General features: G+C 69.1%; 12 protein-coding genes. 3 read left to right on the plus strand and 9 right to left on the minus strand.

Annotated features, from left to right (window positions below; translation table 11 throughout):
* Positions 1-114: 114 nt before the first annotated feature.
* Positions 115-1,773 carry a thiamine pyrophosphate-binding protein gene (locus ACWPKK_RS21950; RefSeq protein WP_452008445.1) on the minus strand — a complete coding sequence of 553 codons (1,659 nt, stop codon included), beginning with the start codon at positions 1,771-1,773 and terminating at the stop codon, positions 115-117.
* Positions 1,774-1,900: 127 nt separating this feature from the next.
* On the opposite strand from ACWPKK_RS21950, the gene gcvA reads away from it, so the two are divergent.
* Positions 1,901-2,800 (plus strand): transcriptional regulator GcvA, encoded by a 900-nt coding sequence (gcvA, locus tag ACWPKK_RS21955; RefSeq protein WP_452008448.1) that lies wholly within the window; start codon positions 1,901-1,903, stop codon positions 2,798-2,800.
* Between the two features lie 53 nt (positions 2,801-2,853).
* The gene (locus ACWPKK_RS21960; RefSeq protein WP_452008451.1) at positions 2,854-3,771 is read left to right on the plus strand and encodes a glycosyltransferase family 2 protein; all 918 of its coding nucleotides are present in this window, start codon (positions 2,854-2,856) and stop codon (positions 3,769-3,771) included.
* 96 nt (positions 3,772-3,867) lie between these two features.
* Here the strand turns inward: ACWPKK_RS21960 and ACWPKK_RS21965 are convergent, their stop codons facing one another.
* Both ACWPKK_RS21965 and ACWPKK_RS21970 read right to left on the minus strand, forming a co-directional pair.
* Positions 3,868-4,677 (minus strand): LuxR C-terminal-related transcriptional regulator, encoded by an 810-nt coding sequence (locus tag ACWPKK_RS21965; RefSeq protein ID WP_452008454.1) that lies wholly within the window; start codon positions 4,675-4,677, stop codon positions 3,868-3,870.
* Positions 4,678-5,404: 727 nt separating this feature from the next.
* Entirely contained in the window at positions 5,405-8,131 is a 2,727-nt protein-coding gene (locus ACWPKK_RS21970) for a carbohydrate-binding domain-containing protein (RefSeq protein ID WP_452008456.1), read from the minus strand.
* 341 nt (positions 8,132-8,472) lie between these two features.
* Between ACWPKK_RS21970 and ACWPKK_RS21975 the strand changes: the two genes are divergently transcribed.
* Positions 8,473-9,645, plus strand: coding sequence for a glycosyltransferase family 4 protein (locus ACWPKK_RS21975; RefSeq protein WP_452008459.1), 1,173 nt, complete (start codon positions 8,473-8,475; stop codon positions 9,643-9,645).
* Positions 9,646-9,714: 69 nt separating this feature from the next.
* Here the strand turns inward: ACWPKK_RS21975 and ACWPKK_RS21980 are convergent, their stop codons facing one another.
* Genes ACWPKK_RS21980 through ACWPKK_RS22005 form a run of 6 tightly spaced genes read right to left on the minus strand, consistent with a single transcriptional unit; the run spans position 9,715 to position 17,569 of the window.
* On the minus strand, positions 9,715-11,388 hold the full coding sequence (locus ACWPKK_RS21980) for a DUF2190 family protein (protein ID WP_452008461.1): 1,674 nt from the start codon (positions 11,386-11,388) through the stop codon (positions 9,715-9,717).
* Complete coding sequence (locus tag ACWPKK_RS21985) at positions 11,385-12,677, minus strand: glycosyltransferase family 4 protein (protein WP_452008463.1); 1,293 nt, start codon at positions 12,675-12,677, stop codon at positions 11,385-11,387. The genes ACWPKK_RS21980 and ACWPKK_RS21985 overlap by 4 nt, the downstream gene beginning before the upstream one ends.
* 38 nt (positions 12,678-12,715) lie before the next feature.
* Positions 12,716-13,861: a glycosyltransferase family 4 protein gene (locus ACWPKK_RS21990; protein ID WP_452009608.1), complete on the minus strand. Its 1,146-nt coding sequence runs from the start codon at positions 13,859-13,861 to the stop codon at positions 12,716-12,718.
* Positions 13,862-13,875: 14 nt separating this feature from the next.
* Positions 13,876-15,408 carry an O-antigen ligase family protein gene (locus ACWPKK_RS21995; RefSeq protein ID WP_452008465.1) on the minus strand — a complete coding sequence of 511 codons (1,533 nt, stop codon included), beginning with the start codon at positions 15,406-15,408 and terminating at the stop codon, positions 13,876-13,878.
* On the minus strand, positions 15,405-16,415 hold the full coding sequence (locus tag ACWPKK_RS22000) for a glycosyltransferase family 2 protein (RefSeq protein ID WP_452008467.1): 1,011 nt from the start codon (positions 16,413-16,415) through the stop codon (positions 15,405-15,407). The genes ACWPKK_RS21995 and ACWPKK_RS22000 overlap by 4 nt, the downstream gene beginning before the upstream one ends.
* Positions 16,412-17,569, minus strand: a complete 1,158-nt coding sequence (locus ACWPKK_RS22005) for a glycosyltransferase (protein ID WP_452008470.1) — start codon at positions 17,567-17,569, stop codon at positions 16,412-16,414. The genes ACWPKK_RS22000 and ACWPKK_RS22005 overlap by 4 nt, the downstream gene beginning before the upstream one ends.
* Positions 17,570-17,594: the final 25 nt, after the last annotated feature.

The following is a 17,594-nucleotide window of genomic DNA, read 5'->3' on the forward strand; positions in this document are numbered from 1 at the left end:
GACGGGGTGAGGGGGATGCGTCGCGGGACGTTTGCGAAAATCCTGCGGTGCGTCCCCCTTACCCTAACCCTCTCCCCAGGGGGGAGAGGGGACTTGAGTGGTGGGAGGGTTAACTCACTTCCCCTTTCCCGCCGCACGGATCTCCGAAAGGGTCCGGCTTGGGGTCAGGGCTTCGGGGTCGAGCTTGATATGGATGATCGCCGGCAGGCCGGACGCGCGGGCGCGTTCGAAGGCCGGGGCGAACTGGTCGGTGGTCTCCACCGTCTCGCCATGGCCGCCATAGGCGCGGGCGAAGGCGGCGAAATCCGGATTCTTCAGCATCGTGCCGGACACGCGGCCGGGATACTCGCGCTCCTGATGCATGCGGATGGTGCCGTACATGCCGTTGTCGACCAGCAGCACGATGACGGCGGCGCCTTCCTGCACGGCGGTGCCGAACTCCAGCCCGGTCATCTGGAAGCAGCCGTCGCCGGCGAAGCACAGAACGTCGCGGGTGCGGTGCTGCAGCTTGGCGGCGATGGCGGCCGGCAGGCCGTAGCCCATCGAGCCGCAGGCGGGCGCCACCTGGGTGCCGAAGCGGCGGAAGCGGTGGAACCGGTGAATCCAGGTGGCGTAGTTGCCGGCGCCGTTGGTGAAGACGGCGTCATGCTCAAGCCGCTCGTCCAGCCAGGCCATGATGCGGCCCATCTGCACATCGCCGGGAATGGCGTCCGGCGGGGTGCTCCAGGCCTCGTAGGCGGCGTGCGCCGCTTCGGCGCGGGCGGCCCAGGCGGGCTTGGCCGCGACGGTCAGGCCGGCCATCGCCTCAAGGAAGGCGGCCGGGGTGGCGACCATGCCCAGGGTCGGGCGGAAGACGCGGCCGATTTCGTCGGCACCGGGATGGATGTGGACGACCGATTTGCTGGGATCGGGGATGCCCAGGAGATCGTAGCCCTGCGACGGCACTTCGGAGAAGCGGTCGCCCAGCAGGATCAGCAGGTCGCTGTCCCTGACCAGCGCCGTCAGCTTGGGGTTGATGCCCAGCCCGATGTCGCCGGCATAGAGGGGGTGGCAATGGTCGAACAGCATCTGGCGGCGGAAGGTGACCGCCACCGGCAGCGACAGCCGCTCGGCGAAGCCTTGAAGGGCCGCGACCGCCTCCTCCGTCCAGCGGGAACCGCCGACGACCAGAAGCGGCCGTTCCGCCTTGCCCAGCAGATCGCCGAAGGCAGCCAGTTGGGCGGGGGTGGGGGCGCTGTCCGGCGCGACGGCGCGCGGGGCTGCCGCGACGTCCGCGGTTTCGGTCAGCGTGTCTTCCGGCAGGGCCAGCACCACCGGGCCGGGCCGGCCGGACATCGCGGTGTGGAAGGCGCGGGAGATCATCTCCGGCACGCGGTCGGCGCTGTCGATCTCGGCGACCCACTTGCACATGCCGCCGAACAGCTTGCCGTAATCGACCTCCTGGAAGGCGTCGCGGCCGCGCATGCCGCGCTCGATCTGGCCGACCAGCACGACCAGCGGGGTTTCGTCCTGCTGGGCAACATGGATGCCGGAGGCGGCGTTGGTGGCGCCGGGGCCGCGGGTGACGAGACAGACGCCGGGGCGGCCGGTCAGCTTCGCCTGCGCCTCCGCCATCATCGCCGCGCCGCCCTCGTGGCGGCAGACGACCATCTCGATCGGGCTGTCGTGCAGGGCGTCCAGCACGGCGAGATAGCTCTCGCCCGGCACGCCGAACACCCGCCGCACGCCCTGCGCCTCCAGCGCTTCGACGATCAACTGACCACCGGTCTTCATCGCGATGCCGCCCCGCCCTGCCTATGGGAATCTTCTGGATCTCCAGATTACCGACCGTGCCGTGCCGCGCGCCAGGGCGCAAACGACTTTCTTTCCACACGTCATGAGCTTTGGTAATGAAGCGGTCATGGATCTGCAGCGCCGCCTCCTCCCCTCCATGAGCATGCTGACCGCCTTCGAGGCGGCGGCCCGCACCGGCAGCTTCACCGCGGCGGCGGCGGAACTGTCGCTGACGCAAGGGGCAGTCAGCCGGCAGGTCAAGGCGCTGGAGGACCAGATCGGCACCGCGCTGTTCACCCGCAAGGGCCAGCGGGTGGCGCTGACCCCGACCGGCGCGCTCTATGCCGATCCGATCCGCGATGCGCTGCGCCAGATCGCGGCGGCCACCGTGCGGACCATCGCGGCGCCCAAGGGCGGCGTGCTGAACCTCGCCATCCTGCCGACCTTCGGCACGCGCTGGCTGGTGCCGCGGCTGCCGGCCTTCCAAGTGGCCCATCCGCAGGTGACGATCCATTTCACCACCAAGCTGGCGCCATTCGACTTCCGCCTCCACGACCTCGACGCCGCCATCCATTACGGGTTCGGCGACTGGCCCGACGCCGTCTGCGACCATCTGTTGGACGAGGAGGTGCTGCCGGTCTGCTCGCCCGCCTTCCTCGCGGCGCATCCGGTGGCGGAGCCGGCGGATCTGCCGTCGCTGCCGCTGCTGCACACCAGCACCCGCGCCGACGCGTGGAATGAATGGCTGTCGGCCCAAGGCCTTGCGCCCCGTCCCGGTGCCGGCATGGTGTTCGAACAGTTCGCCACGACCGCCCAGGCGGCGGAGGCCGGTCTGGGCGTGGCATTGCTGCCGACCCTGCTGGTCCGCGCCGAGCTGGAGGACGGCACCCTGGTCCCGGCCATCGACCGGCCGCATCGCAGCGCGCGGGCCTATTACCTCGTCCACCCCCGCGGCAAGGCCAACCACCCGCCCTTCGCCGCCTTCCGGCAGTGGCTTCTGGCGGAGGCGCGCGGATGTGCGGTATGATACGAGCGCTTTTCCACGCATGGTTGGGCTGATTCTGTTTCGAGGATGGTTGAATGGCTCCGCGTGTCTCGGTTCTGCTACCAGCCTGGAACACGGCGGCGTATGTCGAGGAGGCCGTGGAGTCGATCCTGGCCCAGACCTACGGTGACTTCGAGCTTCTGGTGCTGGACGACGGATCGACCGATGGGACCGCCGACCGGGTGCTTGCCATGAGGGATTCGCGGCTGAAGGTCTTCCGCAACCCCGTGCAGTTCGGCCTGTCGGGCATCCTCCATGTCGGGCTGGCGCTGGCGGAGGGGGAATATGTCGCGCGCATGGACAGCGACGACATCTCGGCGCCCGATCGCTTGGCGCTGCAGGTGGCGGTGCTAGACAGCCGGCCGGAAGTGACGGTGTGCGGTTCCGATCTGGAGATGTTCGGCGACGCCACCGGGGCGAGCGATGCCCCCATTGCCGATTGCGACATCAAGGCGCTGTTCCTGGAAGCCGCGCGGAACATCTACGACCCGACCGCCGTCTTCCGCCGGGATTTCGTGATGGCGCACCGGATCCGCTGGAATCAGGCCTATGTGTCGGGCGGTGATCTTGCCTTCTGGATCGACTGCATGCGGGCCGGCGCCATTTTCACCAATGTGAAGAAGCCGCTGCTGCGCTACCGCCGCTATCCGACGGCGCTGTCCCGGAACGCCGCCGCCACGGCGTCGGCCATCCATCGCATCCGCAAGGGGCTGATCGCCGATTTCTATCCCCATCTGACCCAGATGGAGGGGACGGCGCTGGCCAACCTTCTAGCCGGCGCTCCGCCAGGCGGCGGCAGCTTCAGCTTTCCGTCGCTGTGCGAGGCGGTGGCCGCCGCAACCAAGGCGAAACGCTGGACCGAACCGGTCTTCGGCGAATCGCGATCGGTGCTCGACCAGATCGTCGACAACCGGGTGCTGCGATTCCAGCAGGCGATCCTGCGGCAGCCGTAAGCCTCCGTCACCCCGCCGCTACCGCCGCGATGGTGCAGCGGCGGCATGGCGCTGGACGGCAAGGCCGGCAGCGCCGAGCCTTGAGGCAGCCGGATCCTACGGGACGGTCCGCTCCAGGAAATATTCCATCTCCTGGATGATGCCGCTCTGGGCGGCCCACAGGGCGGCCTGGGTGCGGTTGCGGACGTTGATGGTCTGCATGATGTGACGCACGTGCAGCTTGACCAGATCCTCGGTCATCAGCATTTCGCGCGCGATCTCCTTGTTGCTGCATCCGTCCATGATCAGCTTCAGGATGCGTGCATGGCGCGGGTAGAGGCCGGGATAGCCCAGAAGTTCGGATTCATGCTGGGTTACCGACCCGTCCTCGCCGCCGCGGCGGAGTGCCGTGGGCGAGAAATAGTCGAAGCATTCCTCCGGCACCACCGGTTCGCCGGCATGGATCAGGCGCAGGGCCAGGACGAAGGCGGCGGGCGCCATCCGGTTCAGGAGATAGCCGCGCACGCCGAAACGCAGCGCCATCCGCATGTGGTGGGCCGAAAACTCGTCAGCGATCATCGCCAGCTTGGCGTCCTCGCCGTACCAGCTGCGGAAATTCCAGGCGTCGGTCTTCAGCGAGGCGAGATCGAACAGCACGATGTCCGCAGTCCGTTCGCCGGCCCGCTCGGTGCCGCCGTTGCCGGCCGGAGGTTCCAGCGTGACCACCGCTCCGCCGGCGGAGAAGCCGCCGGCATAGCGGTCGCCCGCTCCGTTCGCCCGCCCGTTCCACGCCGTCTTCGGGGACAGCCCCGTGGCAAGCCGGCTTTGCGGATCGATGACCTCGAAGCAATCATCCAGGATGTTCAGGATGGATTCACGCAGCAATCGGCTTTGATTGTGGACAATCACACGAATGCGATCGGGCATGTCCGTCTCCCCCAGGAATGGACGATATGGCGGGCAGCATCATCGCGCGGCCGGACCGCAAGGGCTCCTCCCCCGGACGCTGTACGGTAGGGCGGCAAGGGCGGCGTGGCGATAAAGGCTGCCGGTTTCTCTGTCCGGCGATTTGCCCTCGGCTCCCCGTTCGAGCCGTCGCGCTTGCTCCGTCGATTGCCGCCGCGCTGAACCGGCGCGATGTGCGAAATCGATGGACGATGCACGTTGTATCGGTCGATGCGTGTTCGTCCAATCGAATTTAGATCAAACTATGATCCGGCACTCACGGAGTTGTCTCCATCACTTTTGGAAGGCTTCTAGGTTCAGAGGGAGAGAGTTTCATACCGGCAGGAGAAGCCCGGCCCCGAAAGGCGAACAGTAATTGGGCTTTCTTGCACTGGATATGGGAAGTGATAACCCCGTCAAGTCACGGGGAGCGCCAGTGGATGACGAATTGTGGAGAGGGGGCTTAGACGAACTGGCTGAAAGAACGCGTCAGTACTGCAAGAGAAACATTTTTAAAAAGCAATTTCAATTAGAAACTGCGACTTTGAAGGCTGTTCCATTACCGCCCATCTGCGAAGATAATATAGACTCTTAAACAGCCGCCGCCAGTCGGAAAATTCAGGCGCCGGAAAAAAGCGGGGACGGAGCCCCGCCGAAGCGGATCCCCGTCCCCATCCCGAACCGTCCGGTTCAGCCTTATGCCGCCCTCTTACGCCACCATGTCCTGGGTGATGGCGTAGACGCCGGTATCCCAGCGGTCGATGGTGGTGTCGAAGCTGCCCATGCCGTTCACCACGTCGAAGCTCTGGGTGGTGTTGTGGATCAGGTCCTGGACCGTGTAGTGGCCGTTGGCCAGCTGCAGTTCCACATGGGTCGCCACCGACTTGCGCGCCGCGGTGTCGTTGAAGTCCACCCGGTCGGACGCGACCACGATCAGCCGGTCCTTCTGGTCGTAGAAGCCGTAGCCGGTGATCTGGGCGTCCGGATCCTTGTCGGTGAAGGTCAGCGGGTGCCTGTAGGTCAGCGCCTCGTCGCCGATCAGCACCGGGGCCTTGGCCTTCAGGGCGGCGATCTCCGCATCGCTGAACAGGTTCTTGCCGTTGTAGGTCGCCTGCGGGATGATCCAGGCGCTGGGCGCGCTGGCCTTGGTCATCGCCGGCAGGGCGGCGTCGCTGACATAGTAGCCGAAGGTCACGCCGGCATCATGCAGCTTGGTGATCGGCGTCAGCAGCTCGCCCAGATAGGCGTTGCCGATGGAGTTGCCGGCCGGTTCCAGCGCGTTCATCGCCTTCTCGGCATTGGCGCTGTAATAGAGCGCCGGTCCGAAGGGGCGGGTCGGCACGATGTCGCGCAGCATGTCAAGCCACGGCTGCTTCACCTCGCCCCAGTCGTGATAGCTGCGCGACCACTGCTCCGCCGCGCGGCGCACGCCGCCCTGGTCGTCGGCGATCATCGTCCAGCCGCTCTGCAGCCAAGTCTGTTCCAGGCGGCCCCAGCCCAGCTCCTCGCGCGCCGTGCCGGTGAGGCCGGTGTAGAGGCTGTTGACGGCGCCCCAGTAATCATCCTCCGACGAGGACATCATGTGGCCGAAATGGGCATCCGGCGCGCGGGCGGCGTGGATGCCCAGCATCGCCTGCTCGTAGGAGGCCGGCGCCTGCTTGTGCTGCATCTCGAAGCGTTCGAGCGTCTGCACGTTGAACAGGATGTCGTCCTCGTTCATCTTCTCGGCGATCACCCGGGCGTCGACGCCCGCGAATTCGCGCATCGCCGCCGGGGTGAAGGACACCTGCGTGGTCAGCCATGCCGCCTTGCCGGTGTTCTTGACGACGGCCTCGTCCAGCGCCTTCCAGCTGTCGGCCCAGCCGTCGACGAAATAGTCCAGCCACTTGGTCGGATGGTTGGCGACGATGTAGTCGGCTTGCTGCGCCAGGGTGGTGCCGGAGACCTTGATGCCGGTCTTGGCGCTGAATTCCGCGATCATCCGCGTGTTGAAGAAGTCCATCACGCCGGAATGCGGGCTGCCGTCGAAGAAGTCGGCCAGCTCATAGCCGCGGGTGCCGGTCAGGGCGGACAGCCGGCCCAGCTTGTCGGCCATCCAGTCGCCGTAATGGGCGGTGCCGCCGGTCCAGCCGGCCGGCGCGTCCTTGGCGTCCAGCGGCATCAGCGGGCTGACATAGCCCCAGCCATAGGGGTTGCTGCTGTCGGAATTGAGGATGTTGCCGTCGGCGTCGCGTCCCAGATACTGCTGGTGCGCCTTGGTCCAGGCAACCCAGGCCTTGTGGCCGCCGAGATTGGCGAACTCGCCGCCGGTCTGCGAGTATTCGAAGGTGTCCTCCCACAGCTGCAGGCCGATCAGCGGCATGACCCCGTCGGCCAGATGGTCGGCGGCGACGTCGCGCGTCTCCTTCAGGTGGGTGGAGCTGGCATAGTCCGGCACCGATTCCCAGAACAGGTGCTGCGGTGCCAGACCGCGGTCCGCGCCCCAGGAGATGGCGGACACGTCCGACTTCAGCGGCGGGCGGTCGCTGCTGACCCCGGCGCTGGCGGTATGCTCGTTCTTGGGCAGCGTCGTGGTGGGGGCCGGCGTGACGGGCGCGGTCGTGGTGCCGCCCAGCATCGTCTTGGTGACGGGGACGCTCAGCGTGCCGTTCCACCACAGCCCCTGCTGGCCGGCGATGACGTCCTTGCCGTCCAGCGCGCCGCGGTCATAGGTGACCCCGGCGGCGGTGGAGGAGACGCTGTGGCCGTTCACCACGACGGAGCCGACATAGAGGCTGCGGTCCTGGCCGTTGACGACGGCGTCGTTGTCGTACTGGACCTGGATCTTGTGCGCCAGGGCCGGGTCGAGGTCGACCGTGAACTTGTAGGCGGTCTGGGTGGTGGCGGACACCTTCGCCTCGCCCACCATCTTGCCGTCGGCGAGCAGCTTGAAGTGCGGCGGCACGCCGCCGGCGCTCTTGCCCCAGGCGTTGACGACGACGCTGAAGGCCTTGGTCGCGGCCGGCTCGGCGGTGATCGCGTCCGGCGCCGGGAACAGGGTCGCCGGCAGCGGGACGTTCAGCGCGCCGCCCCAGTACATCGCTTCCTGGCCCTTCACCACGTCGCGGCCGTCGACCATGCCCTTGTCGTAGGTCACCGACGGGTCGGTCACGGCGATCGGGGTGCCGTTCACGGAAACGGCGCGGACGAACAGGTTGCGGTCGGCGCCGCCGGCCATCCCGTCGTTGTCGTAGACGAGCTGCAGGTTGTGCGCGGTGCCGGCGGCGACCTTGGCGCTGATGGTGTAGCGCCCGGCACTGCTGCTGCTCACCGTCGCCTGTCCGATGGTCGCGCCGTCCAGCTTCAGCGCCAGATGCGGCCAGACGCCGCCGGCTTCCTGACCCCACGCGTCGATCGCGAAGGTGACATCGATGAGATTGGACCCGGTGATCGCCATCGGCACGACTCCCATTAACCAAAGATTAAGCAAGTACAAGGTCGGGGTAACTGGATCGATTGGGTTACCCTGTTCGTTCGGAAGTCTTGACAGGTCATCGCGACAATTTGGAGAGTCAAAGATGGGACATGTCTTTGACTCATCTTTGACTCTTCCGAAAATATCGATTTGGCTTTGGCCATTTCTTCGGCTGTTGAAAGACTTGGGGCGGCAACGGCAGACTTACGCCTGTTGAGCGCAATCGGTCTCTTTCGTTTGTTTGGTGTGCGCGGCGGCTCCGTGGTCCACTCCGGAGTGAACCGCCGCCGATACCGTCGATACAGCCGAGCAGGGGAAGCGCGATGCGCGTTGCCGTGGTCACGCAGAAGATCGTCCGCCATGACGGGCAGGGACGGGTGAATGCCGTCGTCGTGGAGGAGCTTCTGCGCCGCGGGCACGAGGTGGTCGCCATCGCGACGGAGGTGGCGGACGAACTGGCGCGCCATCCCAGCCTGCGCTGGGTGCCTGTCGATGGCGGCGGGGTGCCGACGCAGCTGGCCAAGGACCAAATGTTCGCTTGGCGGGCGAGCCGCGCGCTGGCGCGGGCAAGGCGGGCGGGGATCGACCGTGTGGTGGTGAACGGCTTCGTCAGCTGGGCGCGGTCGGACGTCAACGCCGTGCATTTCGTCCATTCGGCCTGGATGCGCTCGCCCACCCATCCCGTGCGCAAGGGCCTGTCGCCGCTGTCGCTGTACCGGGCGCTCTACACGCTGCTGAATGTCGGCTTCGAGCGCTGGAGTTTCCGCCGCGCCGGCCGGCTGGTGGCGGTGTCGCGCACGGTGGCGGAGGAACTGCGCCGGGACGGCATCGATCCGGCCCGGCTGGCGGTAATCGACAACGGCGTCGACGTGGCGGAATTCCGGCCCGGCACGCCCGACCCGGCGCTGTTCGGACTGCCGCCCGGCCGTCCGGTGGCGTTGTTCGTCGGCGACGCCCGCAGCGACCGCAAGAATCTGGATGGCATCCTGCGCGCCCTGGCCGAGGTGCCGGACCTGTCGCTGGCGGTGGTGGGGGACGAGCGCGGCGGTCCCTTTCCGGCGCTGGCGCGGTCACTGGGGGTGGAGGAGCGCGTGCGATTCCTCGGCCACCGGCGCGACGTGGCAGCGCTGATGGCGGCGGCCGACCTGTTCGTCTTCCCGACCCGCTACGAGCCCTTCGGGCTGGTCCTGCTGGAGGCGGCGGCGAGCGGCCTGCCGGTCGTCACCACGCGGCTTGCCGGCGCCAGCTGGCTGCTGGAGGACGGGGCGGCCGTCGTGCTGGACGACCCGGATGCGCAGGACGCTCTGGTCGCGGCGATGCGCCGACTGGCCGCCGATCCGGAGGAGCGCCGCCGCATGGGCGAAGCCGGCCGCCGCATCGCCGAACGCCACGACTGGCCGGTGACGGCGGGGCAGTATGTGGATCTTCTGGAAGCGATGGGGCCGCTGGCCAGTGGAGTGGGGTTGAGCGGCACGCTGGTCAGGTCGACGTCCTGAGGGGGCGGTCCGTAGCTTGGCGACCGTCGCCCTCTTCCGGGGCGGGAGAGGGAGCCATACGCGACCGCCTTACCTGACCTCCAGCCGCAGATCGACCATCACGCTGTCGCTGCCTGCCGGTGCGTCCGCCACCGCGATGCCCACGGCGGCGGTGGGGCCGGGGGCCGGGTCCACCCGGTGCGGCATGGCGGCGGCGGGGCGCAGGACGGTTCCCATGCGGATGGCGCCGCGGCTCTTGCCGACCGGGGCGGTACCGGTGGTGGCGATGGGGACGACGCCGCCGGGAGATGCGGAGGTGAGGGCGACGCCGTCCGCCGGGTGGTCCGGCTCCAGACGGCGGACGCGGTCATAGTCGCGCTGCACCAGATTGCCGGCATCGACGCCGCCGGTACCGACCTTGCGAAACTCGCCGGAACACTCCATCGCCTCGAACCGGTTGGCGCGGCAAGTGCCGGAGACCGACAAGGCGGGGGCGAGCCCGTCGCGGCCGAGGCGGATCAGGCGATCGGCATCGTCGAACCGGTTGCCGACGGCGCTGGCGGCGACGATGGCGGCCGTCCCGATGTCGGCGGCGCGGTCGTTGGTGCCGTCGCCGAAACTGGCGGTGCCGCCGGTGAACTGGTTGCGCTCCAGCGAGCGCACCACGATCAGGCCGGTCGCCGGCTGTTTCGGCAGCCGGTAGCGGGGCAGGAGCGAACCGCTGCAGCCGATTAGGCTGTTGCCGTACATCTCCGCCGCCGGGCCGTGGATCCAGCCGTTGCCGCAGGCCTCGAAGGCGCAGTCCAGGAACTTGTTGTTCGACAGGAAGGTGCGCTTGGGCGGGCCGTCCTCCGCCAAAATTCCGTAGGGCGAGAAGCCGAAATGGCAGGAGATGAAGCTGGAATGGTCGATGCCGTTCTCCGGCGCCACGGCGATGGAGGCCAGCGTGTTGCCGGCGAGGTCGGTGTCGAGGAACAGATGGTCGCCGAAGCTCTCCGTCCCCGCCGACCAATAGGCGCCGATGTGGTTCTTGGTGAGCTGGCAGGAAATCAGCGAGGAATGGTCGCGCCACACATCCACCCCGGCCTGGAAGCCGAACACCCCCACCCGTTCCAGCACGAAGCGGGAGGTCAGGGCCACCCCGCCCATGCCCGGCGGCGGGTCGCCCGGCCGGTTGCCGGGCTTCGGCCCCTGCAGGCTGAGATGGGCGATGCGGCTGCGCTGGTAGCCGTCATCGTCGCGCGCCGCCATCCGGCTGCCCGCGCGGATGCCGAAGCGGCCGGGGCCGAGGTCCTCCGGCCAGGACAGCAGCGAGGCGCGCATGCCGGCGCCGACGATCTCCACCTCGTTGAAGGCCTCGTCATAGCGGTCGAGGTTGGGCAGGACGATCTCGCCGTCCAGCCGGTAATGGCCGGGCGGCACCATCACCGTCCCGCCATGGCCAGACCGCGACAGCTCCAGCACGGCGCCCTGCAGGGCGGCCCAGTCGCATTCCTGGTCGAGCGAGCGGACATGCGGATGGACGCGCCGCGCCGCCTCCAGGCTCTTGTAGCGTTCGGACAGCGGATGGCTGCGCCCGTCGCCGATGGCGCCGCGATCGCGGATGGACAGGGCGGGACCGGGTGACTGCGATGACGGCGACGGTTCGGGTCGGGGGCGCAACGGTTTGTCCTGTGCGGCCGATGCTGCGGCGGGAAAGGCCAGCGCCGCGGCCAGCAGCAGGCGCCTGCCGATAAGCCTGACGAATGGGGGAGGGGGCGTCATGGCGCGCAGGCCCGCGCCGCGCCCAGCGGCGGGCTGGTGTCGAGCCGTGCCATCGCCGCCAGTCCGCCGCTGAGGGCGGCGCGGTAGACTTCCTCCACTCGGTCGAGATGGCGGTCCAGCGTGAAGGGCGCCCGCCAATAGTCGGCATGGGCGGTGCGGCCCATCCGCGCCACCTCGCCGTCGTGGGAGAGCAGGCGCAGGCAGCGGGCGAGGTCGGCGTCGTCGCCGCTGCGGAACAGGAAGCCGTTCTCGCCGGTCCGCACCGCCTCCGCCGCCGCGCAATTGTCGCTGACGATCACGGGAACGCCGTTGGCAAGCGCCTCGTAGGCGGCCAGCCCGAAGGTCTCGTACCACAGCGACGGCACCACCAGCGCCCGTGCCCGCCGGACCTCCTCCAGCACAGCGTCGGGCGGCAGCCAGCCGGCGAGTTCGGCCTCCGGGTTCAGGCGGCGGACGGCCTCGGCCTCGTCGCCGTCGCCGACGAAGCGCACCGGGATGCCGGCCTGCGCCGCCGCCTCGGCCAGCAAGGCGGCCCCCTTCTCGCGCGACAGGCGGCCGACGAACAGCACATGGCGGTTGTCTGCGACGGGAGCAGGGTCGCGGTCGCGGATCTCCGCCGCCACCTCCACCGGGTTGGGGATCGGCAGTGTGATGGCGCCGGGGGGCAGATGCGGCGCGATCACCGCGCGCTGGCGGTCGCTGAGCGTCACCAGCGCCATGCCGCCGGTGAAGCCGCCGGCCAGCGCGCCCGCCGCATGACGGGCCGCCCGCCACCATTTGTGATGCCGGGCGCGGGCGTCGCAGTCGGTGGCGAGGCAGCCAGCCGACAGCGCCCGGTGCGGGCAGTTGACGCCCTCAGGAAAGACGAAGAAGGCGCCGTTCGGACAGAGCGGGAAATAGTCGTGCAGGGTCAGCAGCACCGGCAGGCCGGAGCGGCGGCAGACCGGAAAGACGCTGGGCGACAGCGCCTTGGCCCAGCCATGGATGTGGACCACCGTGTCGTTGGCCGGGCAGCGGGCCAGCAGCTCGTCCAGCGCGCGCGCCGACTCCCGGTTCCAGATGCCGCGGAGCGCCGCCTGCACACGGTCGGCGTTGCCCTTCAGGTCCGGCTGTTCCAGGCAATGGACGGTGATGCCGTCGATCAGAAGGGCGGGATCGACGGGCGGCACGGCGGTGAAGAAATGCACCCGGTGGCCGCGCTGCGCCAGTCCGACCGCCCCGGCGATGGCGACCTTGGCCAGCCCGCCGCTGGGGTGGGCGTGGTCGCACAGGATGACGATGGTGCTCATGGCAGTGGGCTCATGGCAGTGGGCTCATAGCGGCGGGCTCATTGCAGGGCGTCGCGGTAGACGGCGGCGGTGCGGGCGGCGATGACCGGCCAATCGAAGCGGGTGCGCACCAGCGACCGGCAGGCGTCGGCGTCGGGCAGCCGGCGGACGCCGGTCAGCGCCTCCGCCAGGCCGATGCCGATGGCGCGCGCGTCGGTCCCCGCCAGAACGAGATCGCCGTCCAGCCCCTCCACCACCTCCGGCAGGCCGCCGACGGGGGTGACCAGAACCGGCGTGCCGGAGGCCAGCGATTCAAGAGCGGTCAGGCCGAAGCCCTCCAGCGCCTGCGAGGGCATGACGCACAGGTCGGCGGCGCGGTAGGCCAGCGGTAGCTGCGCGTCGGGCACGAAGCCGAGAAGCCGCACATGCTCCTCCAGCCCCAGCGCGCCGATGCGGTCCTGCAGCGCCGCCGCTTCCGGCCCACGGCCGGCGACGACCAGCAGCGCATCCGGCACCCGGCGGCGCAACTCCACCATGGCATCCACCAGGGCGGTCAGCCCCATGCGCTTGACCAGACGGCGGACCGTCAGGATGACGGGACGCCCCTGCGGCCAGCCCAGCCGCGCCCGCGCCTGCTGCCGGCTGTCGGGAAGGTCGTAGCGGTCCGCCTCGACGCCGCCCGGCACCCGGTGGATGCGGTCGGGCGGCACGCCGTAGCGCTCGGCCAGGATGGTGCCGAAGGAACGGGACAGCACGACGAAGCGGGTGGCGCGGTGATAGACCAGCCGTTCCACCAGGAACTTCAGCCGCACCGACAGGGCGCCGGCCCCCTCCGCGGCGCTTTCCAGCGCCCAGGGACCGTGGAAATGGACGACCAGCGGCCGGTTGCGCAGGGCGGGCAGCGCGCCCACCGTGTTCAGCGCAAAATGCGAGGCGACGAGGTCGGGCGCCTGCCGCCGCAGCGCCGCGGCGATGGCGGTGCGCGCCGCCGCCACGCGGCGCGGCAGCGAGGCGGTCGGCGGCGCGAAGCTGTCGATGCGGGCGCCGTTGTCCAGCGTGGCGGAGGTGTTGCCGAGCACCAGCCCGGAGAACGCGATGCCCTGCTGCGGCAGGTGGCGGGCGAGGTGGTAGAACATGTTCTCCGCCCCGCCATGGGTTTCGGGGAACCAGCCCAGCCCGAGCTGGAGCACGCTGGCCTCCCGCATCTCCGCGGGGAAGGTCAGGCTTCCGTCCATCGATTGTCCTCCTGGGGCTTTTTCTCCTGGCGTTGCTCCGCTGGGAGCGCCGCCGGTTGCGGGGCGGGCTGGAGGCTGGCGAGCCCGTAATTCTTCGCGGCCATGCCCATGCCCAGGAAGAACCAGAAGCCGACGCCCGTGACCTTCACCAGCGTGTGTTCGAACACCATGCAGCCGAGGATCGTCAGGGCGGCGGTCTCGGCACAGCGGGCGAAAGGATCCGGCGGGGCGCCGCCACGGCGCAGCAACCCGACCATCAGCGTGACGATGCCCGCGACATAGCCCAGCGTGCCGGGCCAGCCCAGCTCGTAGGGGACGCGCAGGATGCCGCTGTCGAAGTAGGCCATGGCGCCGAGATGGCCGTCCTCGTTGGTCAGCTTGGTCGCGGTGTCGACGGTGCCGAGCCCGGCGCCGCGCACCTCCGTCAGCGCCTGGATCAGGAAACGGCCGTAGAATTCCTGCCGCTCCTGATAGCTGCGGTCGTTCTCCATCGAGTTCAGCGTGTCGAAGCGCTTGACGATCGCCTGATTGACCATCGGCACGCTGAGCAGCGGCAGGGAACACAGCACCAGCCCGCAGCCGACCGCCACCAGCCGCAGCCGGTGCCGGCCGGGCATGGTCAGCAGAAGCCAGACGAAGACGAACAGCCCGGCCAGCCACGCGGCGCGGACGAGGCTGAGCAGAAGCGACCCCAGCGCTAGGGCGCCGGCGATCGGCACCAGGATGCCGCGGGCCGCCGGCAGCACGGCCAGCCCGGTCACCAGCAGGAAGGCCAGCGGGCCGGAGCTGTTCAGCGTGCTGAACACCCGCACCTGCATCGGCAGCGGCAAACCCTGGTTGGTCATGCCGACATTGATCAGCCAGCGCGCATCCCAGGGCGGCATCACGAAATACTGGATCAGCCCGTATCCGCCGACCAGCGCCATCCCCAGCACGAAGGCGCGCAGCACCGCGTCGCGGATCTGTGGGTAGATCGGCCAATGCAGGGCGACATAGAGGCCGAGCGTCACCGGCACCAGCCAGTTCAGCAGTGCGAAGGTCGCCGCCGCCATGCCCGCCTGGGTGACGCCGTTGACATAGGCGTAGAACAGCCCGATCATCACCGGCACGAAGCCGAAATAAGCGCGGTAGCGCAGCATCGGCAAATACTGCGCGATCACCAGACAGGTCATGGCGCCGACCGCGAAGGGCGTCACCATGACCGGGCTGATCACGCTCCATCCCGCCTGATAGTCGACCAGCCGGCGCACCTCCGGCGTCAGGAACCACAGCCACCAGGTGAAGGCGGCGAAGCGGGCCGGATCGCGCGTCACCAGCAGGGCACCGGTGGCAAGCGCGCCGATCGGAAAGATGATCTCCAGCAGGCCGGCCTTGCCCATCAGCACCGGCATCGCCACCACGAACCAGAAAAGGGCGGGGGCCATCTTGGCGACGGACGGCAGGCCGTCCCCACCCTGCTGGTGACCCAGTTGGGTCTGGTCGATCCCCGCAGCGGCGCCGGCAGTGGCAAAGGTCATGCCGGCGACTCCCGCCAGTCGCGCATCCCGGCCAGCCGGCCACGCAGGGTGGCGCGCAGCTTCGCCCCGGCATGCCGGTCGCCGCGCAGGGCGAGCCGCGCCCATTGCACGGCACCCGGAAACTCGCAGGTGCCGACCAGGAAGGCCCAGGCGGCGAAGGCCATGCGGTTCGCCGGGTTGAAATGGGCCATCAGGGCGATGGTGTCGTTGTAGGTCGCGTTCTCCTGCGCCAGCGGATGGAAATGGTCGGATCCGCGCTGGTCGATGTCGAAGCGGACGGCCGGGAAATGGTCGACCGCCACCAGCGGGTCGTAGACCAGCCGCCAGCCGCGGCGGGACAGCCGCAGGCAGAAATCGACCTCGTTGCGGACCTGGGCGCCGCTGCCGCGCAGCCGGGTGTTCAGCCGTTCGTCGGCGATGGCGGCACGGCGGAAGCTCCAGTTGGCACCCTTCAGGACGTCGACGTCCTGCGCCGGGCCGACGCCCAGATGGTGGTTGCCGATGACGCGGCCGAACCATTGCAGCCGGCCGACGACCTGCCTCTCGCCGGTTTCCGGCACGCCGTCGTGATAGACATGGTCGCGTCCGCCGACGCCGCCGATCCTGGGATCGGTACGGTACCAGGCCTCGATGCGCTCCACCCAGTCGGGATGGGGGACCGCGTCGTCGTCGGTGATGGCGACGATGTCGGCGCGGGCATGGTCCATGCCGCGGTTGATGGCCGCAACCTGTCCCGGCACCTCGATCTCGACGACCTGCATCGCCAGCGCGCCCTCGTAGCGGCGGGCGACCTCGGCGGAAGCGGGGTCGGTGTCGCGCACGGTGACGATCACCTGGGCGGGTGCCAGGGTCTGCCGGACCAGCCCGTCGAGGCAGCCGGCCAGTTGGTCCGGCCGGCGGTAGGTCGGGACGATCACGGTGACGCCGAGGCGCTCGGTCGCATCGGGGTCGACGGGGACCAGGACGCTGGGACGGGAAACGGCCGTGGGGCTCATGGTCTCGCTCATGCCGGGGCCAGCTCCCGCCCGCGGGCGCCGTGGACAGCGGCCCGTGCCGGGGCCAGCGACGGTTCCTCGCCGTTCATCCAGCTGTCGATGGTCTCGCGCAGCCGCGTCTTGAACACGGCCCGGTCGAAGCGGGCGGCATAGGCCTGGATGACGGCCGGGTTGAAGCGGCGTTCCTGCGCCTCGAACCGCTCCACCGCCTCGATCAGCGCCTCGGGCGTCTGCTGGTCGAAGAACAGGCCGGACAGGCCGTCCTTCACCGTTTCGGTGGCGCCGCCGCGGTTCAGGGCGATCACCGGCCGGCCGGCGGCCATCGCCTCCACCGGCACGATGCCGAAATCCTCGTTGGCGGTGAAGACCAGGGCGCGGCAGGCGGCATACTGCCGGTCCAGCTCCTCGGCGGAGCAGTGGCCGAGCAGTTCCACCGTCGGTCCGGCCATCTGCTTCAGCCGGCGGAACTCCTCGCCCTCGCCGACGACGACCAGCTTGCGGCCCATGCGGTTGAAGGCCTCGATCGCCACGTCGGCGCGCTTGTAGGACACCAACTGGCTGACGAACAGGTAATGGTCGCCGGGCGGCTCGGCGGTCGCGAAGCGGCGGGTCTCCACCGGCGGGTTGATGACGGTGGAGTCGCGGCGGTAGACCCGCCAGATGCGCTGGGCCACCGTTTCCGAATTGGCGATGAAGCGGTCGACCCGCGCGGCGGTCGCCAGATCCCACTGCCGCAGCCGGTGGATGGCGTATGGCATCAGCGGCCGGATGACCGGGCCGGCCGACGACAGATAGTCGTGATAGCCGCTCCACACGTAGCGCATCGGCGTGTGGCAGTAGCAGACATGCAGCGCGTCGGGCCGCGTCAGCACGCCCTTGGCCGGGCCGGATTCGCTGCTGATCACCAGGTCGTAGGCGCTGAGGTCGAGCTGCTCCAGCGCCAGCGGCATCAGCGGCAGGTATTTCTGGTACATCCGGTGGGCCATCGGCAGCCGGTCGATGAAGGTGGTGGTGACCCGGTGGCTGCGGATGACGGGAGAGATGCGCTCCGGCCGATAGACGTGGGTGAAGACGTCGGCCTCCGGATACAGCTCGCACAGGGCTTCGATAACCTTCTCACCCCCGCGCATCCCGACGAGCCAGTAATGGACGATCGCGACTTTCATGGTGGGTTCTCCGGCAAGGGGCAGG

This window comes from Azospirillum largimobile (assembly GCF_977007025.2).

What these genes read in the sequence shown, in the direction of transcription:
- ACWPKK_RS22005 (WP_452008470.1), bottom strand. Translation starts at nt 17,569, where the DNA reads ATGAAAGTCGCGATCGTCCATTACTGGCTCGTCGGGATGCGCGGGGGT.
- ACWPKK_RS21975 (WP_452008459.1), top strand. Translation starts at nt 8,473, where the DNA reads ATGCGCGTTGCCGTGGTCACGCAGAAGATCGTCCGCCATGACGGGCAG.
- ACWPKK_RS21950 (WP_452008445.1), bottom strand. Translation starts at nt 1,773, where the DNA reads ATGAAGACCGGTGGTCAGTTGATCGTCGAAGCGCTGGAGGCGCAGGGC.
- ACWPKK_RS21990 (WP_452009608.1), bottom strand. Translation starts at nt 13,861, where the DNA reads ATGCGGGAGGCCAGCGTGCTCCAGCTCGGGCTGGGCTGGTTCCCCGAA.
- ACWPKK_RS21960 (WP_452008451.1), top strand. Translation starts at nt 2,854, where the DNA reads ATGGCTCCGCGTGTCTCGGTTCTGCTACCAGCCTGGAACACGGCGGCG.
- ACWPKK_RS21965 (WP_452008454.1), bottom strand. Translation starts at nt 4,677, where the DNA reads ATGCCCGATCGCATTCGTGTGATTGTCCACAATCAAAGCCGATTGCTG.
- ACWPKK_RS22000 (WP_452008467.1), bottom strand. Translation starts at nt 16,415, where the DNA reads ATGAGCGAGACCATGAGCCCCACGGCCGTTTCCCGTCCCAGCGTCCTG.
- gcvA (WP_452008448.1), top strand. Translation starts at nt 1,901, where the DNA reads ATGGATCTGCAGCGCCGCCTCCTCCCCTCCATGAGCATGCTGACCGCC.
- ACWPKK_RS21995 (WP_452008465.1), bottom strand. Translation starts at nt 15,408, where the DNA reads ATGACCTTTGCCACTGCCGGCGCCGCTGCGGGGATCGACCAGACCCAA.
- ACWPKK_RS21970 (WP_452008456.1), bottom strand. Translation starts at nt 8,131, where the DNA reads ATGGCGATCACCGGGTCCAATCTCATCGATGTCACCTTCGCGATCGAC.
- ACWPKK_RS21985 (WP_452008463.1), bottom strand. Translation starts at nt 12,677, where the DNA reads ATGAGCACCATCGTCATCCTGTGCGACCACGCCCACCCCAGCGGCGGG.
- ACWPKK_RS21980 (WP_452008461.1), bottom strand. Translation starts at nt 11,388, where the DNA reads ATGACGCCCCCTCCCCCATTCGTCAGGCTTATCGGCAGGCGCCTGCTG.